The 20,414-nt window shown below is 67.7% G+C and carries 20 protein-coding genes; 11 read left to right on the top strand and 9 right to left on the bottom strand.

Annotated elements, in window-relative coordinates; genetic code table 11:
* The first annotated feature begins 22 nt into the window (after positions 1–22).
* The 3 genes from H681_RS00355 (at position 23) to H681_RS00365 (ending at position 4,156) form a co-directional block, all read left to right on the top strand.
* The gene (locus H681_RS00355) at positions 23–544 is read left to right on the top strand and encodes a sigma-70 family RNA polymerase sigma factor (RefSeq protein WP_015474843.1); all 522 of its coding nucleotides are present in this window, start codon (positions 23–25) and stop codon (positions 542–544) included.
* The gene (locus H681_RS00360) at positions 541–1,485 is read left to right on the top strand and encodes a FecR family protein (protein WP_015474844.1); all 945 of its coding nucleotides are present in this window, start codon (positions 541–543) and stop codon (positions 1,483–1,485) included. Before H681_RS00355 ends, H681_RS00360 begins: the two co-directional genes overlap by 4 nt.
* A gap of 289 nt (positions 1,486–1,774) precedes the next feature.
* A complete protein-coding gene (locus H681_RS00365) occupies positions 1,775–4,156 on the top strand; it encodes a TonB-dependent receptor (protein ID WP_015474845.1) in 2,382 nt (793 codons plus the stop codon).
* A gap of 14 nt (positions 4,157–4,170) precedes the next feature.
* On the opposite strand, the gene H681_RS00370 is transcribed toward H681_RS00365, so the two are convergent.
* Positions 4,171–4,488, bottom strand: coding sequence for an antibiotic biosynthesis monooxygenase family protein (locus tag H681_RS00370; RefSeq protein WP_015474846.1), 318 nt, complete (start codon positions 4,486–4,488; stop codon positions 4,171–4,173).
* A gap of 310 nt (positions 4,489–4,798) precedes the next feature.
* On the opposite strand from H681_RS00370, the gene H681_RS00375 reads away from it, so the two are divergent.
* The gene (locus H681_RS00375) at positions 4,799–5,731 is read left to right on the top strand and encodes an AraC family transcriptional regulator (protein WP_015474847.1); all 933 of its coding nucleotides are present in this window, start codon (positions 4,799–4,801) and stop codon (positions 5,729–5,731) included.
* 122 nt (positions 5,732–5,853) lie between these two features.
* Here H681_RS00375 and gloA2 read toward each other — a convergent pair whose 3' ends face one another.
* Positions 5,854–6,240: an SMU1112c/YaeR family gloxylase I-like metalloprotein gene (gene gloA2 / locus H681_RS00380; RefSeq protein ID WP_015474848.1), complete on the bottom strand. Its 387-nt coding sequence runs from the start codon at positions 6,238–6,240 to the stop codon at positions 5,854–5,856.
* A 178-nt stretch (positions 6,241–6,418) separates the two neighbouring features.
* Here gloA2 and H681_RS00385 point away from each other — a divergent pair, with 178 nt between their 5' ends.
* Entirely contained in the window at positions 6,419–7,933 is a 1,515-nt protein-coding gene (locus tag H681_RS00385; protein ID WP_015474849.1) for a YdgA family protein, read from the top strand.
* A gap of 152 nt (positions 7,934–8,085) precedes the next feature.
* Here the strand turns inward: H681_RS00385 and trpA are convergent, their stop codons facing one another.
* Positions 8,086–8,892 (bottom strand): tryptophan synthase subunit alpha, encoded by an 807-nt coding sequence (gene trpA / locus H681_RS00390; protein WP_015474850.1) that lies wholly within the window; start codon positions 8,890–8,892, stop codon positions 8,086–8,088.
* On the bottom strand, positions 8,889–10,097 hold the full coding sequence (trpB, locus tag H681_RS00395) for a tryptophan synthase subunit beta (protein ID WP_015474851.1): 1,209 nt from the start codon (positions 10,095–10,097) through the stop codon (positions 8,889–8,891). Before trpB ends, trpA begins: the two co-directional genes overlap by 4 nt.
* A 158-nt stretch (positions 10,098–10,255) precedes the next feature.
* Between trpB and H681_RS00400 the strand changes: the two genes are divergently transcribed.
* From H681_RS00400 to H681_RS00415, 4 genes are all read left to right on the top strand, one after another.
* Positions 10,256–11,146, top strand: coding sequence for a LysR family transcriptional regulator (locus H681_RS00400; protein ID WP_015474852.1), 891 nt, complete (start codon positions 10,256–10,258; stop codon positions 11,144–11,146).
* 108 nt (positions 11,147–11,254) lie between these two features.
* The gene (locus H681_RS00405) at positions 11,255–11,470 is read left to right on the top strand and encodes a dodecin (protein ID WP_015474853.1); all 216 of its coding nucleotides are present in this window, start codon (positions 11,255–11,257) and stop codon (positions 11,468–11,470) included.
* 144 nt (positions 11,471–11,614) lie between these two features.
* Positions 11,615–11,836: a DUF1161 domain-containing protein gene (locus H681_RS00410; RefSeq protein ID WP_015474854.1), complete on the top strand. Its 222-nt coding sequence runs from the start codon at positions 11,615–11,617 to the stop codon at positions 11,834–11,836.
* A 155-nt stretch (positions 11,837–11,991) separates the two neighbouring features.
* Positions 11,992–12,228, top strand: a complete 237-nt coding sequence (locus H681_RS00415) for a DUF1161 domain-containing protein (protein ID WP_041712303.1) — start codon at positions 11,992–11,994, stop codon at positions 12,226–12,228.
* 171 nt (positions 12,229–12,399) lie between these two features.
* On the opposite strand, the gene H681_RS00420 is transcribed toward H681_RS00415, so the two are convergent.
* On the bottom strand, positions 12,400–12,825 hold the full coding sequence (locus tag H681_RS00420) for a PA0061/PA0062 family lipoprotein (protein ID WP_015474856.1): 426 nt from the start codon (positions 12,823–12,825) through the stop codon (positions 12,400–12,402).
* 62 nt (positions 12,826–12,887) lie between these two features.
* Positions 12,888–13,304, bottom strand: coding sequence for a PA0061/PA0062 family lipoprotein (locus H681_RS00425; protein ID WP_015474857.1), 417 nt, complete (start codon positions 13,302–13,304; stop codon positions 12,888–12,890).
* Positions 13,305–13,374: 70 nt separating this feature from the next.
* Here H681_RS00425 and H681_RS00430 point away from each other — a divergent pair, with 70 nt between their 5' ends.
* A complete protein-coding gene (locus tag H681_RS00430) occupies positions 13,375–14,463 on the top strand; it encodes an aminopeptidase (protein WP_015474858.1) in 1,089 nt (362 codons plus the stop codon).
* A 136-nt stretch (positions 14,464–14,599) separates the two neighbouring features.
* Here H681_RS00430 and H681_RS00435 read toward each other — a convergent pair whose 3' ends face one another.
* Together H681_RS00435 and H681_RS00440 are read right to left on the bottom strand one after the other, a co-directional pair.
* Positions 14,600–16,123 carry a 3-hydroxyacyl-CoA dehydrogenase gene (locus tag H681_RS00435; protein WP_015474859.1) on the bottom strand — a complete coding sequence of 508 codons (1,524 nt, stop codon included), beginning with the start codon at positions 16,121–16,123 and terminating at the stop codon, positions 14,600–14,602.
* Positions 16,124–16,170: 47 nt separating this feature from the next.
* Positions 16,171–17,802, bottom strand: a complete 1,632-nt coding sequence (locus tag H681_RS00440; protein WP_015474860.1) for an AMP-binding protein — start codon at positions 17,800–17,802, stop codon at positions 16,171–16,173.
* A gap of 197 nt (positions 17,803–17,999) precedes the next feature.
* Here H681_RS00440 and H681_RS00445 point away from each other — a divergent pair, with 197 nt between their 5' ends.
* Positions 18,000–18,785, top strand: coding sequence for an IclR family transcriptional regulator (locus H681_RS00445; RefSeq protein ID WP_015474861.1), 786 nt, complete (start codon positions 18,000–18,002; stop codon positions 18,783–18,785).
* Positions 18,786–19,274: 489 nt separating this feature from the next.
* Here the strand turns inward: H681_RS00445 and H681_RS00450 are convergent, their stop codons facing one another.
* A complete protein-coding gene (locus tag H681_RS00450; RefSeq protein ID WP_015474862.1) occupies positions 19,275–20,405 on the bottom strand; it encodes an acyl-CoA dehydrogenase family protein in 1,131 nt (376 codons plus the stop codon).
* Between the last annotated feature and the right edge of the window lie 9 nt (positions 20,406–20,414).

Genomic DNA, 20,414 nt, shown 5'->3' on the forward strand with positions numbered 1-20,414 from the left:
TTTCCAGGGTATTTCGGTCATCATGCGGCGTTTCGCCTCCTCCTCCCTGCTGCAGAGCTTCCAGGCGCACTACGCAGACCTGATGCGCTTCCTCGCCCGCAGGCTGGGGGACAACCAGCGCGCCGCCGACGTCGCCCAGGACACCTGGCTGCGCCTGGCCGACCACCCCGCCGAAGCCGAGGTGCAGGACCCGCGCGCCTACCTGTTTCGCGTGGCCGGCAACATCGCCATCGACAACCTGCGCCGCGAGGGTCGGCTGGCGGAGCTGCATGTCGACGAAACTGCCGCCAACGACCTGAGCGATCCTGCATCCGGGCTGGAGCACCGCCTGCTCGTCCATGAGGCGCTGGAGCATCTGGACGCCGCCCTCGACCAGTTGCCGGCGAACGCCCGCGAGGCGCTGCTGATGAACCGCCTCGACGGCCTCACCCACGCGCAGATCGCCCAGCGCCTGGGCGTGTCCGAGAGCATGGTGGGCAAGTACATCGTCCAGGCCATGCGCCATTGCCGCGACTGGGCGCAGCGCCAGGAGGGCACGCCATGAGCCGCGTGGACCTTTCGGACGAGGCCATCGAGCGCCTGGTGCAGCTGCATTCGGGCAGCGCCGGCCCCGCCGAGCGCATGGATTTCCTGCGCTGGCGCGGGCAGAGCGCCGAGCACGAACGCGCCGCCTGCGAGGCTGAAGCCCTGTGGGGTGCGCTGCCGGAAACGCGCAGTGCTGAAAGCTATCGCCAGCGCGCGCGGCGTCCCCGTCGCCTGCTGGCGCTGGCGGCGGCTGCGTGCGTTGCCGCTATCGCGGTGACGCTCGCCCTGCCCGAGCCGCTGGCCGGGCTGTATGCCGATTACGCCACCCGCACCGGCGAGCGGCGGATGCTGGAGCTGGCCGACGGCAGCCGTGTCTGGTTGAACAGCGACAGTGCGCTGTCGGTGGACTTCAGCCCGCAGCAGCGGCGCCTGCGCCTGCATGGCGGCGAGGCGTTGTTCGAGGTGGCCAAGGACCCGGCACGGCCGTTCATCGTCGAAGCCAGGGGCGGCGAAGTGCGCGCCGTGGGTACGCGCTTCGATGTCGACAGCCGCGGGCCGCAGGTGCGCGTGGACGTGACCGAGGGCATCGTGCAGGTGAACAGCGCCGGCAGCGAGCCGGTGCGTTTGTCCGCTGGCGAGCGCCTGAGCTATCAAGAGAGTGCCGCGCCCGAGCCGGTGCAGTCGCTGGACCTGTCCAGCGCCAGCGCCTGGCAGCGCGGCAAGCTGATCTTCAACCAGCGCCCGCTGGGCGAAGTCCTCGATGAACTGGAGCGCTACGTCCCCGGCCGCATCGTGCTGACCGACAGCGCGCTGCGCCAGCACAAGGTCAGCGGCGTGTTCGACCTGCAGGATCCCGGCGCCCTGCTCAAGACCCTGGAGCGGTTGCAGCCGGTGACCGTCACCCATATTCCCTGGCTGGTGCTGATTCGCCCCGCGCCAAAGCTGGATAGCTCTTCGTAGGAGCGAGCTTGCTCGCGAACCGCCGCCCAACTCCTGAGCGGCCGGGAAATCCGTTCGCGAGCAAGCTCGCTCCTACAAGGGACCTCTGCCCTGTGCCGGTGGAGCCGTAGGGCGAATAACGCCCCCGGCGTTATTCGCCCTACGAAAGCGATTCCCGCCCGCTCACACAAGAAAATGAAAATTTTTTGCATTTGCCACTGCAAGGTTTGCCTGGCCGTTTCGTCGTAGGCAGGAACGCGAAGAATTCTCACTACGCGACCCTGCCCACACAAGAACGGATTTCACCCGCATGCATTACCGTCCTTCCCCGCTGCACCGCGCGCTGTTGCTGGCTTCCCTGCTCGGCGCCGCGCCCCTGGCCCATGCGGCCGGCTCCGCCGCCGTCGAGCTGCACATCGCCCCGCGCAGCCTGGACAGCGCGCTGACCCAGTTCGCCGATCAGGCCGGGCTGCACCTGCTGTTCAACTCCGAGGACATCCAGGGCCTGCAGAGCGAAGGGCTGGACGGTACCTACAGCACCGAGGAAGCGCTCAACCAGCTGCTCTCCGGCAGCGGCGTGAGCTGGCGTTTCACCGACGAGCGCACCGTGCTGCTCAAGCGCGAGCAGGACGATTCCGCCGCCTTGAGCCTGGCGCCGATGCAGATCAGCGTGGCGGCGCGTACGCCCACCGATATCAGCTCGATTCCCGGCACGGTCTGGGTGGTCGACCAGACCCAACTGCGCGAGCAACTGGATACCGGCGTCAGCCTCAAGGAAGCCGTAGGCAAGCTGGTCCCCGGCCTCGACCTGGCGCCGGAAGGCCGCACCAACTACGGCCAGAACATGCGCGGGCGCAACGTGCTGGTGATGATCGACGGCGTCAGCCAGAACAGCTCGCGCGGCCTGTCGCGCCAGTTCGACAGCATCTCGCCGTTCAACGTCGAGCGCATCGAAGTGCTCTCCGGCGCCAGCGCCATCTACGGCGGCGGCGCCACCGGCGGCATCATCAACATCATCACCAAGAAGGGCGCGGCCGGCGATGCGCGCTTCGAGACGCAACTGGGTGCCAGCAGCGGCTTCAACAACAGCGACGACCTCTCCACCCGCGCCGCACAGTCCATCAGCGGCGGCAACGATCGCGTGGTCGGCCGCCTGGGCGTGTCGGCGGAGAAGAACGAGGCTTTCTACGACGGCGCCGGCAACCAGATCTTCATCGACAACACCCAGACCGACCTGCAGTACAACCGCACCGTCGACGTGATGGGCAACCTCACCGCGCAGTTCACCGACGAGCAGAGCCTCGACCTGCTGGCGCAGTACTACGACTCGGGCAACGACGGCAGCACCGGCATCTACTTTCCCAACCTGAAGTACCAGGCGCCGTCGGACCTGGAGGATGCGCAGATCCGCAGCGGCATGGACACCGACCTCGAGCCGCGCACCCGCCGCGTGCTGCTCAACGCCAACTACCACCACAGCAACCTGCTGGACCAGGACTTCTACCTGCAGGCTTACTACCGCAAGGAAGACGACAACTTCTATCCCTTCCCCTACTACAACCCCGGCAAGCCAACCGGCTCCAAGGGCGTGTACTTCGCCGCCTCGCAGCAGAACTTCGAGGTCAGCGGCCTGAAGGGCCTCTTCAGCAAGCAGTGGGATTCGCTGAAGTTCACCTACGGCGTGGACTTCGACCACGAGCGCTTCAACGCCGAGCAGAAGGTCTTCGACCAGCGGCTGTCCTCCGAGAGCGGCGGCCTGGACCTGGAAACCGCCAGCAGCGCGCCGCGCTACCCCAGCTACATCGTCGACGGCCTGTCGGTGTACGGCCAACTGGACTGGAAGGTGACCGACCACCTGACCATTTCCGGCGGCGCGCGCCACCAGAAGATGGACGTCGAGGTGGACGACTTCAAAGGCGTGCCCGGCGGCAGCAACGACTACCAGGTCAACCTGTTCAACCTCGGCGCGATCTACGACTTCAGCAATGGCCACCAGGTCTGGACCAACTACAGCGAAGGCTTCGACCTGCCCGACCCGGCCAAGTACTACGGCAAGCCCGGCCTGTCGGTGGACGACAACCCGCTGGCCGGCATCAAGAGCCGCCAGGTCGAGACCGGCTGGCGCTACAGCGACCTGCAGTGGCAGGCTCAGGCGGCGGTCTATTACATCTGGTCGGACAAGATCATCACCACCGACCAGGCGACCCTGACCATCGACGTGCAGGACCAGAAGAGCCGCGACTTCGGCTTCGAGGGCGCGGTCACCCGCTACTTCGAGAATGGCTGGCAGGGCGGCACCACGCTGCACCTGGTGCGTTCGGAAGAGGAAGATGCCGACGGCGACTGGATCAAGCGCGATGCGCGCTATGCGTCGCTGTCCAAATCCACCGCCTTCGTTGGCTGGGGCGATGGCGAGCGCAGTGCCCGCCTGCAGGCCCAGCACGCGTTCAACCTGAAGGATGATGCGGACCACGAGATCGACGGCTACACCACCTTCGACCTGATGGGCGAGCAGAAGACCGGTTTCGGCACCTTCAGCGCCGGTATCCAGAACCTGCTGGACAAGCAGTACAGCACCGTCTGGGGCCAGCGCGCCGCGCTGTTCTATTCGCCGACCTACGGGCCGGCCTACCTCTACGACTACCAGGGCCGCGGGCGTACCTTCACCCTGGGCTGGAGCCTGGAGTATTGAGGAGCTGAAAAGATTCAGGCCACCTTTCCGGTGGCCTGATCGAGGGTTTCCACTATGCCGCCGCCAAGGCTTCGGCAGTGGCACAAGAGCACTTCGCCGAGCAGCTGCAACGAGGGCTCGGCGAAGTAGTCCAGCAGCGCCTCCTCGTCCTTCCAACTGCCCTGCAGCAGCCACGGCTGGCCGTTCTCCCGGACGACCAGCTGGCAGCGCAGGCACCCCGGCGCGCGGCGTGCGCCGTCGACCAGGTTGTCGATCAGGGCGCCCAGTTCCGCCTCGTGCCCCAGCCGGGGGTGGATCTGCAATTCGTGTTCGATGGGGGTTTGCCAGTGCATGTCCTGCCCTCCGCATTACGCCGAAGAAGTCCGGGGTGGCTCCTCGGACGACTGACAGGAAGATTACGGCCTGGCCAGGGCCGGACGTTATCCGGATGCTGCCGCCTTCTTGCCTGATCCTGCGTAACATTCGCCGTGTTCTGAAACAGGGTGTTTCCAGCCCCTGCACCGCCACGGTGCGCGAGCCGAAGCCGGCGTGGCTTGTCCATTCCTGCCGATTGCTTGCCTGATCCTCCAGCGGCTGCCTTACTGTCACACTCGCGCGGGCGTCGCGGGCGTAAGCTGCGAGCGCCGCCACTGGAGGTCCCGCATGTCCCAGCCCTACGATCCCGTCGCCGCCGGCCGCCAGGAGCTGGCCGACATCATCCAGCGCCACTGCCAGGCTGAAGGCGTCTTCGAAACCGCCGTCGATTCGCTGCTGCTGGCGCGCAGCGATTGTCCCAGCGAGGGGCGGATGCCGACCCTCTACCGCCCTGCCCTGTGCGTCATCGCCCAGGGCAGCAAGGAAATTCGCCTGGGCAGCGAGGTGTACCGCTACGACGAGCTCAACCTGCTGGTGGTGTCGGTGACCCTGCCGGTGTCCGGCCAGGTGATCGAGGCCTCGGAAGAAAAGCCCTACCTGTCGATCCGCCTGGACATCGACCCGGGCGAACTCACCCGGCTGATCGCCGAAGCGGGCCTTGCCGGCAGCACGCCACGGCCGGCCGGCCGCGGCATCTACCTGCAACGCGTGGATTGCACCGTGCTCGACGCCCTGCTGCGGCTCATGCGCCTGCTCGACACGCCGCGCGATATCCCGATGCTGGCGCCGCTGTTCGTCCGTGAAATCCTATACCGCCTGCTGCGTGGCCCCCAGGGCCATCTGCTGCACGACCTGGCGATGACCGACAGCCAGACCCACCGCGTCACCCGCGCCATCGAATGGCTCAACCGCAACTACGACAAGTCGCTGCGCATCGAGGAACTGGCCCGCGAGGTGAACCTCAGCGTGTCCACCCTGCACCACCGCTTCAAGGAAGTGACCGCGCTGAGCCCGCTGCAGTACCAGAAGCAATTGCGCCTGCAGGAGGCGCGGCGGCTGATGCTGTCGGAGGGGCTGGAAGTGGCGGTGGCCGGGCACCGCGTGGGCTATGAGAGCCCTTCGCAGTTCAGTCGCGAATACAGCCGCCTGTTCGGTGCGCCGCCACTGCGCGACCTGGCGAGCCTGCGCGGGGCGCTGGGCAGCGAGGCCGTGCCGGCCTGAATTTGTAGGAGCGAGCTTGCTCGCGAAAAGTTTTTTCGCCGGCAGCTCCGGTGCTGGGTGGGTTCGCGAGCAAGCTCGCTCCTACAGGGGGTTGGCTATCCGGCAGATGCCAGGCCGCGGCATCAGCGCTGGTAAAGCTCCAGCGGCAGGTCGTCCGGGTCGGCGAAGAAGGTGAAGCGCTTGCCGGTCAGCTCATCAGTGCGGATCGCTTCGCAGGCCACGCCGTGGCTCTGCAGGTGGGCCACGGCGCTGTCCAGGTCATCCACGGCGAAGGCGAGGTGGCGCAGCCCCTGCGCCTCGGGGTAGGACGGCCGCGGCGGCGCGCCGGGAAAGGAGAACAGCTCCAGTTGCGCATCGCCCAGCGCCAGGTCGAGCTTCCAGGAGTTGCGCGCTTCGCGGTAGGTCTCGGCGATCACCCGCAGGCCCAGCACCTCGGTGTAGAAGTGCCTGGAACGTGGGTAATCCGAGCAGATCAGGGCGATGTGGTGGACGCTGTGCAGCAGGGGCATGGTGGTCGGCTTCCGAGGGTGGTCGGTCGGGTCTATCCTGCCAGCGGTACTGCATGGGTCAATGCGGGCTGTGTGAATCTGTCGGCTGGAGTGTAGGCATTGTGCCTGCTAGCATCGCGCCGCCCACCTGAACGGTCGACAGGATGTCCCCGTACGGCCGCACACGAAAGGAAGCCCCATGAAGAAGACCGCCCTGGCCATCGCCATCCCCCTGGCCGTCGTCGGCATTGCCGTTGCCGGCGCCTGGTACACCGGCTCGCGCGTCGAGCAGGAAGTCACCCGTGGCATCGAACAGGCCAACACCCTCCTCCAGGCCGACGCGCCCGACCTGGGCATGACCGTCGCCCTGCTCGGCATGGAGCGCGGCCTGCTCTCCAGCAGCGCGCGCTACCAGGTGATCATCACCGGCGACGAAGGCGAGGCGCCCACCACCCTGGTGTTCACCGACCGCCTCGAGCACGGCCCGTTCCCGCCGTCGCGCCTGGCCGCCGGCAAGCTGGCGCCGGTCATGGCGCAGAGTCATTTCGCCCTGGAGCAGAACGATTCCAGCGCGCCGCTGTTCGCCGCCGCCGGCGGCAAGACGCCGATCAGCGGCGAGTTGGCCATTCATTACGACCAGCGGCAGGACGGCGTCTTCGAGAGCGCCGCCCTGCAGTTCGCCCAGGACGGTGAAAGCCTGCGCGTCTCGCCGGCCAAGGTGAACTTCAGTGTGTCCGGCGACCGCAAGGACGTGCGCGCCGACGGCCGGATGGCCGAGGCCGACCTGGTGTTCTTCGACCCGCAGAGCGGCCAGCCGGTGCAGGTTCAACTGCGCGACCTGGATATCGCGGGCGACAAGAGGGAAAACGCCAACGGCTTCGCCCTCGGCCCCAGCTCGGTCAGCCTCAGGAGCCTGCGCGTGAAGGCACCGGGCAGCCCGGAGGTGGAGCTGCGCCAGACCGTTGGCGAGGAAGTGCTCACGCAGGGCGAGAAGGGCCTGGACCAGACGCTGTCCTACCGCGTCGGCCAATTGCTGGTGCAGGGGCAGGAAGTCGGCGGCCTGAAGCTCGACACCAGCCTGCGCAACCTGGACGAAGGCACCCTCCAGTCCATCAAGGAAACCTACAGCCAGTACGGCATGAGCAGCGTCGGCGATACCGGGGAACTGACCCCGGAGCAGGAGGCCGCGCTCAAGGGCCAGTTCCTGCGCCTGCTCGACAGTTCGCCGAAGCTGGCGCTGGATGAGCTGTCGCTGCAGACCGCCAACGGCGTGGCGAAGGTCTCCGTCGCCGTGGACCTGCGCAAGCCCGACCAGAGCGCCCGGACGCCGGACGAGATCGCCCGCAGCGTGCTGGCGTCGCTGACGGCCAACCTGAAGGTGGACAAGGCGGTGATCGGCGATGTCGTCGCGTTGCAGGCTGCGCTGGGCGGTGAGGACGCCGGCGGTATCGACCCGGTGGCGCTCAAGCAGCAGACCGACGCCATGACCGACCTGTTCAGCGGCATGGCGTTGCAATCGGAGTGGGCGGTACTGGACGGCAACAGCCTGAGCAGCTCGCTGGCCTATGCAGACGACAAGGTGAAGTTCAACGGCAAGGACATGACCCCCCAGGAGTTCGTCGCCTTTGCCGTGGGCTCCGCGCAGGGGCTGGGGCTGGGCGCTGGGGCTGCCGCTGGCGCGGAAGAAGAGCCGCAGGAAGAGAGCGTGGAGTAAGCCCCGCCTGAAACGAAAAAGCCCCGGCATTCGCCGGGCTTTTTGCTGGGTGCGGACCTTGTAGGAGCGAGCTTGCTCGCGAACAGAGTTGCCCGGCAGTTCCGTGGCTGGGCGGGTTCGCGAGCAAGCTCGCTCCTACGGTAGAGCCGCAATCAGCGAGCGTTGCGGACGCCGTTGGCCAGTTCGCGGCACAGGCCGAGCACGCCTTGCACAGCAGCGGCGGAGCTTTCCGCGTTGGCGATCTTGTCCACCAGCGCCGAGCCCACCACCACGCCGTCGGCGAGACGCGCGATGCTTGCCGCATGCTCCGGGGTGCGGATGCCGAAGCCGATGGAGACCGGCAGGTCGGTGTGGCGACGCAGGCGTGCCACGGCCTGCTCGACGTGCTCCAGGGTCGCGGCGCCGGCACCGGTCACGCCGGCTACCGAGACGTAGTATACGAAGCCCGAGCTGCCTTCGAGCACGGTCGGCAGGCGCTGGTCGTCGGTGGTCGGGGTGGTCAGGCGGATGAAGTCCAGGCCGGCGGCCTGGGCCGGGTGGCACAGGTCTTCGTTGTGCTCGGGCGGCAGGTCCACCACGATCAGGCCGTCGACACCGGCTTCCTTGGCGTCGGAGATGAACTTGTCCACGCCGTAGTAGTGGATCGGGTTGAAGTAGCCCATCAGCACCAGCGGCGTGGTGCTGTCGTCCTGGCGGAATTCGCGGACCATCTTCAGGGTCTTGGCCAGGTTCTGGCCGTTGCCCAGGGCGCGGATGTTGGCCAGCTGGATCGCCGGGCCGTCGGCCATCGGATCGGTGAACGGCATGCCCAGCTCGATCACGTCGGCGCCGGCGGCCGGCAGGCCCTTGAGGATGTCCAGCGAGGTGGAGTAGCCCGGGTCGCCGGCGGTGATGAAGGTCACCAGGGCGGCGCGGTTCTGCTGTTTCAGTTCGGCGAAGCGGGTCTGCAGGCGGCTCATGCTTTCTGCTCCTGTTGCATGTGGTGCATGACGGTCTGCATGTCCTTGTCGCCACGACCGGACAGGTTCACCACCATGATGTGGTCCTTGGGCAGGTTCGGCGCGCGCTTGAAGACTTCGGCCAGCGCGTGGGAGGACTCCAGCGCGGGAATGATGCCTTCCAGGCGGCAGCACTGGTGGAAGGCTTCCAGCGCCTCGTGGTCGGTGATCGAGGTGTACTCGACGCGACCGATGTCGTGCAGCCAGGCGTGTTCCGGGCCGATGCCGGGGTAGTCCAGGCCGGCGGAGATGGAGTGCGCATCGATGATCTGGCCGTCTTCGTCCTGCAGCAGGAAGGTGCGGTTGCCGTGCAGCACGCCCGGCACGCCGCCGTTCAGGCTGGCCGCGTGCTTGCCGGTCTCGATGCCGTGACCGGCGGCCTCGACGCCGATGATCTTGACACTGGCGTCATCGAGGAACGGGTGGAACAGGCCCATGGCGTTGGAGCCGCCGCCGATGCAGGCGACCAGCGAGTCGGGCAGGCGCCCTTCCTTCTCGGCCAGCTGCTCGCGGGTTTCCTTGCCGATCACTGCCTGGAAGTCGCGGACCATCGCCGGGTACGGGTGCGGGCCGGCCACGGTGCCGATCAGGTAGAAGGTGTTGTGCACGTTGGTGACCCAGTCGCGCAGCGCTTCGTTCATCGCGTCCTTGAGGGTGCCGGTGCCGGCGGTGACCGGGATCACCTCGGCGCCGAGCAGCTTCATGCGGAACACGTTGGCCTGCTGGCGATCGATGTCGGTGGTGCCCATGAAGATCACGCACTCCATGCCGAAGCGCGCGGCCACGGTGGCGGTCGCCACGCCGTGCATGCCGGCGCCGGTCTCGGCGATGATGCGTTTCTTGCCCATGCGCTTGGCCAGCAGGATCTGGCCGATGCAGTTGTTGATCTTGTGCGCGCCGGTGTGGTTCAGCTCTTCGCGCTTCAGGTAGATCTTCGCGCCGCCGCAGTGCTCGGTCAGGCGCTCGGCGAAGTACAGCGGGCTCGGGCGGCCGACGTAGTCGCTCTGGAAGTAGGCGAGCTCCTGCTGGAACTGCGGATCTTCCTTGGCCTTCTCGTACTCGCGGGCCAGATCGTGGATCAGCGGCATCAGGGTCTCGGCGACGTACTGGCCGCCGAAGTGGCCGAACAGGCCCTTGGCGTCTGGACCGGTGCGCAGTGTGGACATGGGAAGGCTCCTTGGGTGTCGTGGCGCAGGGCGCCCGATGGGCGCGGTCGCGGGCATGGCCCGCTCCTGTAGATGCTGCTCAGGATACGGCTGTGTGATGACGGGGAAAAGCGATAAGATCGCCACAACCTGTCAGAAAAACTCACGGATAGAACGCCATGAGCCGAGACCTTCCGCCACTCAATGCCCTGCGCGCCTTCGAGGCGGCCGCGCGTCTGCGTGGCGTGAGTCCGGCGGCCGACGAGCTGAATGTCACCCACGGCGCGGTAAGCCGGCAGGTGCGGCAGTTGGAGGAGGCACTGGGCGTCACCCTCTTCGTCAAGGACGGACGTGGCGTAAAACTCACCGATGCCGGCCAGCGCCTGAGCGAGGTTGCCAGCGACTCGTTCGAGCGCCTGCGCAACGTCTGCGCCGAGCTGCAGCGCCAGGTCGACGGCAACGCGCCCTTCGTGCTCGGTTGTCCGGGCAGTCTGCTGGCGCGCTGGTTCATCCCCCGGCTGGACCGGCTGAACCGTGACCTGCCCGGCCTGCGCCTGCAATTGTCGGCCAGCGAGGGCGAACTCGACCCGCGCCGCGCCGGCCTCGACGCCACCCTGTACTTCGCCGAACCGCCCTGGCCGGCCGACATGCAGGTGCACGAACTGGCGGTGGAGCGCGTCGGCCCGGTGCTCAGCCCGCGCTACGCGCGTTTCGCCGAACTCTGTGCGGCGCCCGCCACCGTCCTGCTCGGCGAGTCGCTGCTGTACACCGCCTCGCGCCCGCAGGCCTGGCCGGCGTGGGCGACCAACAGCGGCCTGGATGCCGGCGCGCTGCGGCTCGGGCAGGGCTTCGAGCACCTCTACTACCTGCTGGAAGCGGCGGTGGCCGGTCTGGGCGTGGCCATCGCGCCGCAGCAGGTGGTGGCCGACGACCTCGCCGCCGGCCGTCTGGCCGCGCCCTGGGGTTTCGTCGAAACCCGCGCGCGGCTGGCGCTGTGGGTACCCGCGCGACTGCCGGACCGGCGTGCCGTGCAATTGGCGGACTGGCTGCGGGGCGAGCTGAACGTCTGAGGCGAAAGTCTGAACCGGACGCGTTTGCCCTGAGTCCACCCCTCTACTAGTGTCCTAGGAGGCGCTGGCACTCTGCCTGTGCGGCGCGGCGAACGAAGGAGAGCGGGCATGTCGAACCATCACACCTACAAGAAGATCGAGCTGGTCGGTTCCTCGCGCACCAGCATCGAGGACGCCATCAACAACGCCCTGGCCGAAGCGTCCAAGAGCATCAAGCACCTGGACTGGTTCGAGGTGCTGGAAACCCGTGGGCATATCGAGAACGGCGCGGTCGGCCACTACCAGGTGACCATCAAGGTCGGTTTCCGGATCACCGACAGCTAAGGGTCGGCGGCCACCTCGAGCGACCCTCGGACGTTTGTCATGCGCGCCTGCGATGCTCGCGGCGCGCCGTGAGCGGTGCACCGGGCCTGCCCGGTTTTCGGCCCGGCCGGGCCTTTTCCTGAGCATGACGAGGGAGCGTTAACGATGAAGAAGTTTCTGTTGGCCGTGGGGGTCTTCGCGCTGGCGGGCAATGTCCTGGCTGCCGGCAAGCCGTGCGAAGAGCTGAAGGCGGAGATCGACGCGAAGCTCAAGGCCAAGGGCGTCGCCTCGTTCACCCTGGAGATCGTCGACAAGGGCACTGCCACCGACAAGAAGGTCGTGGGCACCTGCGACGGCGGTACCAAGGAAATCGTCTACTCGAAGTAAGCGCTTCGCAGCGGACGACCCGGCCGGGAGCCCGCAAGGGCCCCGGCCTTTTTCATGCCGGGGGAGAACCGGGCTGGGCACTCTGCCGTCCGGAGGCGGTCCACCGTTAGGATAGGGTGCCCCGCATGGGGGTATGACGAGGGACGGCGATGACGATGAAATGGACTGTGGCGACAAGCGTGGCGTTGCTGCTGGCGGCGCCGGCGGGCTGGGCGGCGCCCAAGCCGTGCGAGGAGCTCAAGGCGGAGATCGAGGCCAAGATCCAGGCCGCCGGGGTGACGTCCTACACCCTGGAGATCGTGGACAAGTCCGAGGTGAAGGACCCGAACATGGTGGTCGGCACCTGCGATAACGGCAAGCGGCGGATCATCTACCAGAAGAACGACAGCTGACGAATGCCGGATCGCTTTTCCTTGCAGGAGCGAGCTTGCTCGCGAACGGAATGAGCCGGCCACGCCAGCGCTGGCAGGGTTCGCGAGCAAGCTCGCTCCTACAGGTGTATCGGTATGGGACCGCGAGGGGGCGGCAGTACGAGTTGTCCCCGAGAGCCTTCCGATCTTCCCTCAGAACAACCCGCAGCTCACCGGCCCCTGGAAATCCGTCTTCGCCAGCAGCGTTCCGCTGGCGTCGGTCAGCAGCGCCAGGGCGCTGCGCAGTTGCGGCCGCAGTTCCAGCTGATAACGCTGGCCGGCGGCGAACTGGTCGTAGACCACCTTGACCCGGCAGGTCAGCTCCGACGGGTCGCTCAGCGCGCCCATGCCGCCGCCGCTGGGCACTTCGTACTGGAAGCGCACCAGCAGCTCGTGCCGTCCCGGGCTCACCTGGAAATAGCGGCCGTCATTGACCGACTTGCCGTCCAGGCGCTCGGCCATCAGCGTCTTGCCGGGCGTGGTGTAGAGATCGACCCAGGCCATCTGCGGGTCGTGGTCGGGCAGCGGGCCGGCGCAGCCGCCCAGCAGGGCGAGCGCGAAGAGCAGACACAGGCGCATGAGGGTTCACCGTGGCGAAAGGATCCATAGCCACAGCATAACCCCGCGCCGGCTCGCTGCCGTCAGGCGCGATCGCAACCGCGTTCGCGGCCCCGCGCGATTTCGTTGGATTGCGCGTCGTACAGCTTGGCCCACGGGCGGAAACCGATGCTGCCGGTTTCCAGGCGATAGCGCTGGCCGGCGGCGAAGTCCTTGTACCTCACCGTCATCTCGCAATCGCGCCAGAGGGCTTCGTTCACCGGGCCGATATCCACCGGCTCGACCTGGAACTGGAAGCGCACGCGCAGCTCATGCTGCCCCGGATCGACCTCGAAGTAGCGCGAGCTGGGCCACTCCTTGTCATCCACCTTCATGGCGGCAAGATCGCTCTGGCTGTTGGTGTCCAGATCGATCCACGCGCGGTTCGGGTCGGGTTGTGGCATCAGCAGGGAGCAGCCGCTCAGGGCGAGCAGGCTGATGGCTGTGAGAACGGCGCGCATCGGGGGGGGCTCCTGGGGGTAGTTTGCGTCGTGCCAGCGGGCGGACCAGGCGCTGTGCTATGTTCCGCGCATGCCCTTCCGCCTTCTTATCCCGACACTCGACCGCCGCCTGTGCCGCTGGGTTCCCTGCCTGGCGATCTGGGCGCTGAGCGGTTGTTCCACGGTGGGCTATTACGGGCAACTGGCCGACGGGCAACTGCGCCTGCTGGCCGCCCGCGAACCGGTGTCCGAGGTGGTGTCCGACCCGGCTCGCGACCCTGCCCTGCGCCAGCGCCTGGAGCTGTCCCAGCAGGCGCGCGCCTTCGCCAGCGCCGAGCTGGGCCTGCCGGACAACCAGAGCTACCGCCTCTACGCGGATATCCACCGGCCCAATGTGGTGTGGAACGTCTTCGCCACCCCGGAGCTGTCGCTGCAGCCGCTGACCCACTGCTTCCCCATCGCCGGCTGCGTGGCCTACCGCGGCTACTACGGCGAGGCGGGCGCGCAGGCCGAGGCGAAGCGCCTGAAGGAGGAGGGGCTGGACGTCTACGTCGGTGGTGTGGAGGCCTACTCGACCCTCGGCTGGTTCAACGACCCGATCCTCAGCAGCATGCTGCGCTGGGGCGACCAGCGCCTGGCGGAAACCCTTTTCCACGAGCTGGCGCACCAGAAGTTCTACCTGCCCGGCGACACGGCCTTCAACGAATCCTTCGCCTCCTTCGTCGAAGCCGAGGGCGGCCGTCGCTGGCGCAGCGCGCGCGGCCTGGCGGATGAGGCGCCGCTGCTGGCCGAGCAGCGCAAGCGCTTCACCCAACTGGTGCTCGATACCCGTGAGCGGCTGCAGACCCTCTACGCCAGCCCGCGCAGCGATGCCGAGAAACGTGCCGGGAAGGCGGCCGAGTTCGAGCGCCTGCGCCGCGAGTATCGCGAGCTGTGCGACCGCGACTGGGGCGGCAAGGCGCCCTTCGACGCCTGGGTCAACGGCCCGCTGAACAACGCCAAGCTGCTGCCCTTCGGCCTCTACGACCAGTGGGTGCCCGCCTTTGCCACGCTGTTCGCCCAGGTCGGCGGCAACTGGCCGGCGTTCTATGCGCGGGTGGAGAAGCTTGGGGCGATGCCACAGGCGCAGCGCACGGCGGCGCTGAAGAAGCTGCTGGCGGGGCAGCGCGTGGCGTTCTGACGACGCCGCCGCTTTTCGTAGGAGCGAGCTCGCTCGCGAACGGACTGCCCGGCAGCTCCAGTGTTGGGCGGTTCGCGAGCAAGCTCGCTCCTACAGGCCGCCGCCGGCGTCGATTTCGGGCATCGTTCCCACGGAATCACTCCGCCCGATCGGGACTGTGCAGCGGCAAATCCAACTGTACCCGTCGACGCAGCCAGGGGCTTGGCCGGTAGCGCGCTTCGCCGTAGCAGGCCTGCAGGCCCTGGAGAATGGTGAGGATGCGTGCCGCACCGTAGTGCTCGCCGAAGGCCAGCGGGCCGAAGGGATACCCCAGCGCCAGTTGCACCGCGCGGTCCAGCGTCACCGGGCTGGCGATGCCGCGCTGGGCGATCTCGCAACCGAGGTTGACGATCCCGGCGATCAACCGCTGGCTGATGAAGCCGGGCGAGTCGTTGATCACTTCCACCGGCACCCCGTCGCTGCCCAGCGCTTGCCGTGCCTGGATTTCCAGCGCCGGATCGAGCGCCGGCTGGCGCATCAGCACGCGGCGGCGGTCCAGGTCGGTGAAGGTTTCCAGCGCCAGGCTGCGTTCGGGCGGCAGGCCCAGGGCATCGATGCAGGTGCTGGCGTCCACCCCCAGCGGGGTGACCAGGCAGATGGCGCGGGATGACGGCGCTTCGCTGGTTTCCAGCACCACGCCGCCCTGGGTGAGGATCGCGGCGATGCGGTGGCGCAATTCCGGGTCCTGGCTGTCGAGCCAGTACGGGCGGTTCAGCAGCACCGGTTCCGGTTGCGCTTCCACCTCGCGCAGCACCTGGCCGTCGCGGTAGTGGTAGAAGCCTTCGCCGCTCTTGCGCCCGAGCAGGCCACCGGCGACGCGCTGCGCGGCCAGCGGCGAGGGCGTGTAGCGCGGGTCCTGGTAGAACTGCTGGTAGAGCGACTCCATCACCGCGTGGGAGACGTCCAGGCCGGTCAGGTCGAACAACTCGAAGGGTCCCATGCGGAAGCCCGGACCGTCGCGCAGGATGCGGTCGATCTGCGCCGGCGTGGCGATGCCTTCGCCGAGGATGCGCAGCGCCTCGGTGCCGAAGGCGCGGCCGGCATGGTTGACGATGAAACCGGGACTGTCCGGCGACACCGCCGGGAAGTGGCCGGCCTGCTCCGCCAGCCGGCCCAGGCGGCGTACCACCGATTCGTCGGTACGCTGGCCGCGCACCACCTCGACGATACGCATCAGCGGCACCGGGTTGAAGAAATGGAAGCCGGCGACCCGCTGTGGGTGCTGGCAGCGCGCGGCGATGCGGGTCACCGAGAGCGACGAGGTATTGCTCGCCAGCACGGCGTCCGGCGCCACGCGCTTTTCCAGCTCGGCCAGCAGCGCCTGCTTGGCGCCCAGGTCCTCGATGATGGCTTCGATCAGCAGGTCGCAGTCGGCCAGCTCGTCGAGGCTGTGGGTCGGCAGCAGGCGCTGCATCGTCCCGGCCAGCGCCTCGGGGCTGAGCTTGCCCTTGGCCACCGAGCGCTCCAGCAGCTCGCGGTTGAAGGCCAGCGCCTGCTCCACGGTCTGCGGGTTGCTGTCGTACAGGCGCACCGGTAGGCCGGCCGTGGCGAACAACTGGGCGATGCCACGGCCCATTGCCCCGGCGCCGACCACGCCGATGCGGGTGAAGGACTCGGTCATGCTGCGGATCTCATCGTGCGAACCTGCTTCAACCATAGACGCTGTGTTCACGGGGCGGTCCTTCTGGCCAGTTCGAGATCGCGCAGTTGGCGCCGCAACAGCTTGCCGACGCTGGTCTTGGGCAACTCGTCGAGCACCTCGACGAAGCTCGGCACCTTGTAGCCGGTGAGGTGTTCGCGGCAGTGGGCGATGATCGCCGCCGGTTCCAGCGCGACGTCCCTGAGGCTGACGAACAGCTTCACCGCCTCGCCCTTGCGCGCGTCCGGCACGCCGATGGCCACGCACTCGCGCACGCCGGGGTGGCGCATCACCGCGTCCTCCACTTCGTTGGGGAACACGTTGAAGCCCGAGACCAGGATCATGTCCTTCTTGCGGTCGACGATCCTCAGCATGCCGTCGGCGTCCAGCTCGGCGATGTCGCCGGTCTTCAGCCAGCCGTCTTCGGTCAGTACCTGGGCGCTCTCCTCCGGGCGCCGCCAGTAGCCCTGCATCACCTGCGGGCCGCGCAACCACAGCTCGCCCGGCTGGTCGGGGCCGGTGTCGTTGCCCTCCTCGTCCACGGTGCGCAGTTCGGTATCCACCAGCGCCTGGCCGACGTAGCCCTCGCGGTACGGACTCTGCAGCGTGCCGGTGGAGACCACCGGCGAGGCCTCGGTGAGACCGAAGCCTTCGCGCACCGGCGCGCCGGTCAGTTCCTCCCAGCGCCGGCCCACTTCGCGGTTCAGCGGTGCGCCGCCGGAGGTCACCCACTTCAGGTGGCTGAAGTCGATGGCGGGGAAATCCGGGTGGTTCATCAGGCCGACGAACAGGGTGTTGATCCCGCTCATCAGGGTGAAGGGATAGCGGCGCATCGCGCCGATGATCTCGTCGAGGTTGCGGCCGTCGCGGATGAACACGGTGTGCAGGCCCATGCCCACCGAGGACAGGCAGTTCGTGGCGAAGGCCATGATGTGGTAGAGCGGCAGCGGCGCGATGCGCACGTCGGTGGCCGGCTCCAGCAGGCCGGGGCGCAGGAACAGTTCCAGGGTCTGGATGACGTTGGCGAGCAGGCAGCGGTGGCTGAGCATCGCGCCCTTGGAGACGCCCGTGGTGCCGCCGGTGTACTGCAGCAGTGCGAGGCGATCCAGGCCCGGTTCGGCGCATACCGGCGGCGCTTCGGCGCCCAGGCGCAGGGCCTGCTGGAAGCGCGTGCAATCGGCCTCGTCGCTGTCGAACTGCGGACGTTCGATGTCGTCCACCGAGGTCAGCAGGATCTGCCGCACCGCGCTGTGCGCCTGCACCCCGCGCAGCAGCGGCAGCAGGCGGTCGAGCAGGAGCACGGCGCTGGCGCCGGAGTCGGCCAGCTGGTGGTGCAGTTCGCTGGCGGTGTACTGCGGGTTGGTGTTCACCAGCACCACGCCGGCCTTCAGCGCGCCGAAGGTGGCGATGGGGTATTGCAGCGAGTTGGGCAGCATCAGCGCCAGGCGGTCGCCGGGTTGCAGGTCGGCGTGGTGGCGCAGGTAGCGGGCGAAGGCATCGGCCTGGCGCTCCAGCTCGGCGAAGCTCAGGTGGCTGTCGCCGCAGGAGAACGCGAGGCGCTCGGGGAATTCGCGACAGGCGTCGCGCAGCAGGTCGTGGAGGTTCTGGTAGTCGTGACGGGTGATCTCGCGGGCCACGTGACCGGTCGGTTGAGCGGGCATCGACTTCTCCGTACTTTTTCTCTGAGCCTTGAATTATTGTTCTGCACAGCGAAACAGCGTGTCGAAATCGATGGTATGCGATAGGCTATTTTCCTGCAACGGGCACGCTCGGACCGCTGCGGGGCGGCGGGCCGATCTGCTATCGTTCGCCCGCGCCGCCCGCGGCGCCTGTCCACCAGATTCCCTGCCGAGGCCTCATGAGCGACGACGTCGAAGACAGCAGCACCCCCAAGGACCGCAAGTTCGTCGAGGCTCTCGCCCGCGGGCTGGACGTGCTGCGGGCCTTCACCCACGGCTCGGTGGTGCTCGGCAACCAGGACATCGCGCGGATCACCGGGCTGCCCAAGCCGACCGTGTCGCGCATGACCTACACCCTGACCCGGCTCGGTTACCTCTGCTACTCGCAGCAGCACGAGAAGTACCAGCTGGATTCCGGCGTGCTGGCGCTGGGCTACGCCTACGTTTCCAACCTGCGCGTGCGCCAACTGGCCAAGCCGTACATGGATGCCTTCGCCCGCCGCACCAACACCACGGTCGGCCTGACCTGCCGCGACTGGCTGTCGATGATCTACGTGGAGAACTGCCTTCCGCCCGACGCCACGTCCCTGCGCATGGGCGCCGGCGTGCGCCTGCCGCTGGCGACTACCGCCGCCGGCCGCGCCTACCTTGCCGCGACCCCGGAGCAGGAGCGCGAGCACCTGCTGTCGGCGCTGGAGGCGCGCCATGAGGGCGACTGGCAGGAGATGCGCGAATCGCTGGAGGCGTCCTTCGAGGAGTACCGCCAGCATGGGTTCTGCCTGTCCCTCGGCGACTGGGACCGCAACGTGCGCGCCGCCGGCGTGCCGCTGCGCCTGGCCGACGGCGGGCTGATGGCGCTGACCTGCGGGGCGCCGTCGTTCCAGCTCAGTGAAGAGACCTTGCGCGGGTCGCTGGCCCACGAGCTGGAAATCCTGGCGCGGGATATCGAGAGCCTCGGGGCCTGATCGTCCTCGAGCTTTTGTAGGAGCGGACTCCGTCCGCGATGTGTCAGCCTCAAGCCTTGTTTCCCGCGTCGCTTCGGCGTGCGCGCGGGCTTCTTGTTTCGCCCCCTCGGGCGACCTTCTTTGGCAAACGCCCCAAAGAAGGCAAAGGTCTTGCCCCAATCATCCGGTTTTTCGCTTAGGCGAAAAATTCCCTCGTTGAACCGAAGTTTCAGGGGCACGCGTCGAAGGGCCATCCCTGGCCCATCGCCGCTCTCGCGACATCCATGTCGCTCAACCCCTGAAACTCCGCTTCAACGAGGCCTCCTGAACGGGGCATTCGGCGCGTGCGGATATTTCTCTGGAAGCCTTTTGGGAGTCAGAGCCAAAGCCGGGGTTGGAGCGATAGGGCTGTTCGTAGGAGCGAGCTTGCTCGCGAACCGCCCAGCGCCGGAGTCACCGGAACATCCGTTCGCGAGCAAGCTCGATCCTGCAAAGAGACGGCGGTGCGCCTCAGACGACTTCCATCAACCCCGCATAAACCTTCAGGTGATGATCGTCGTCACCCAGCTGGTGGCTGAGCATCACCAGGCGCTTGGCGTGGTGCGCCAGCACGTATTCCCAGGTCATGCCGATGCCGCCATGCAGCTGGATCGCCTGCTCGGCGACGTAGCGCGCGGCGCGGGTGACGATGAACTTGGCCGCCGCCAGGGTGCGGCTGCGCTCGGCGCTGTCGGGCCGGTCGGCGACGCAGGCAGCAAGGATCGCCATGCTGGTGGCCTGTTCCAGCTCGCTGCGCATGTCCACCATGCGGTGCTGCAGCACCTGGAACTTGCCGATCGGGATGCCGAACTGCTTGCGCGTCTTCAGGTAGTCGAGGGTCAGCGCGCAGGCTTCCTGCAGGCTGCCGAGGGCTTCGGCGCACTGTGCGGCGATGGCGCGACCCTGTTGATAACGCAGCGCCGGCAGCGTCTCGCCCGGCGTGCCAATGGCCTCACCGATGGCTCCGTCGAGGAACAGCTCGCAGGCGCGCTGGCCGTCCACCGTCGGGTAGTCGCGGCGGTTCACGCCGGCCTGCTGCGGATCGATGAGGAACAGGCCGATCCCCGCCTCGTCCCGCGCGTTGCCGGACACCCGCGCCGAGACCAGGATCGCCGTGGCGCTCTGCCCGCCGATCACCACTGCCTTGCGCCCGCTCAGCTTCCAGCCGTCGCCGGCCGGCTCCGCGTGGGTCTGCACGTCGTGCAACTGGTAATGGCTCTGCGGTTCTTCCAGTGCGACCGCCAGTTGCGCTTCGCCGCTGGCGATGCGCGGCAGCCAGTGCTCCTTCTGCGTCTCGCTGCCCAGCTGGGCGATCAGTCCGCCGCCGTGCACCACCGATTGCAGGTAGGGTTCCAGGCACAGGCCGCGACCCAGCTCGGTGAGCACCAGCAGGCTTTCCACGCCGCCGCCGAAGCCGCCGTAGGCTTCGGGCAGCGACACCGCCGTCAGCCCCAGCTCGCCCAGCTGGCGCCAGAAGTCGGCGCTGTAGCCAAGCTCGCTCCTGCCGAAGCCCTCGCGCTGGTCGAACGGGTATGCGTCGCGAACCAGGCGGGCCGCGGTGTCCTGCAGCATCTGCTGCTCTTCGCTCAGTTTGAAGTCCATGATCGGGGC

Origin of the sequence: Pseudomonas sp. ATCC 13867 (assembly GCF_000349845.1) — a bacterium.
Classification (GTDB): Bacteria; Pseudomonadota; Gammaproteobacteria; order Pseudomonadales; family Pseudomonadaceae; genus Pseudomonas.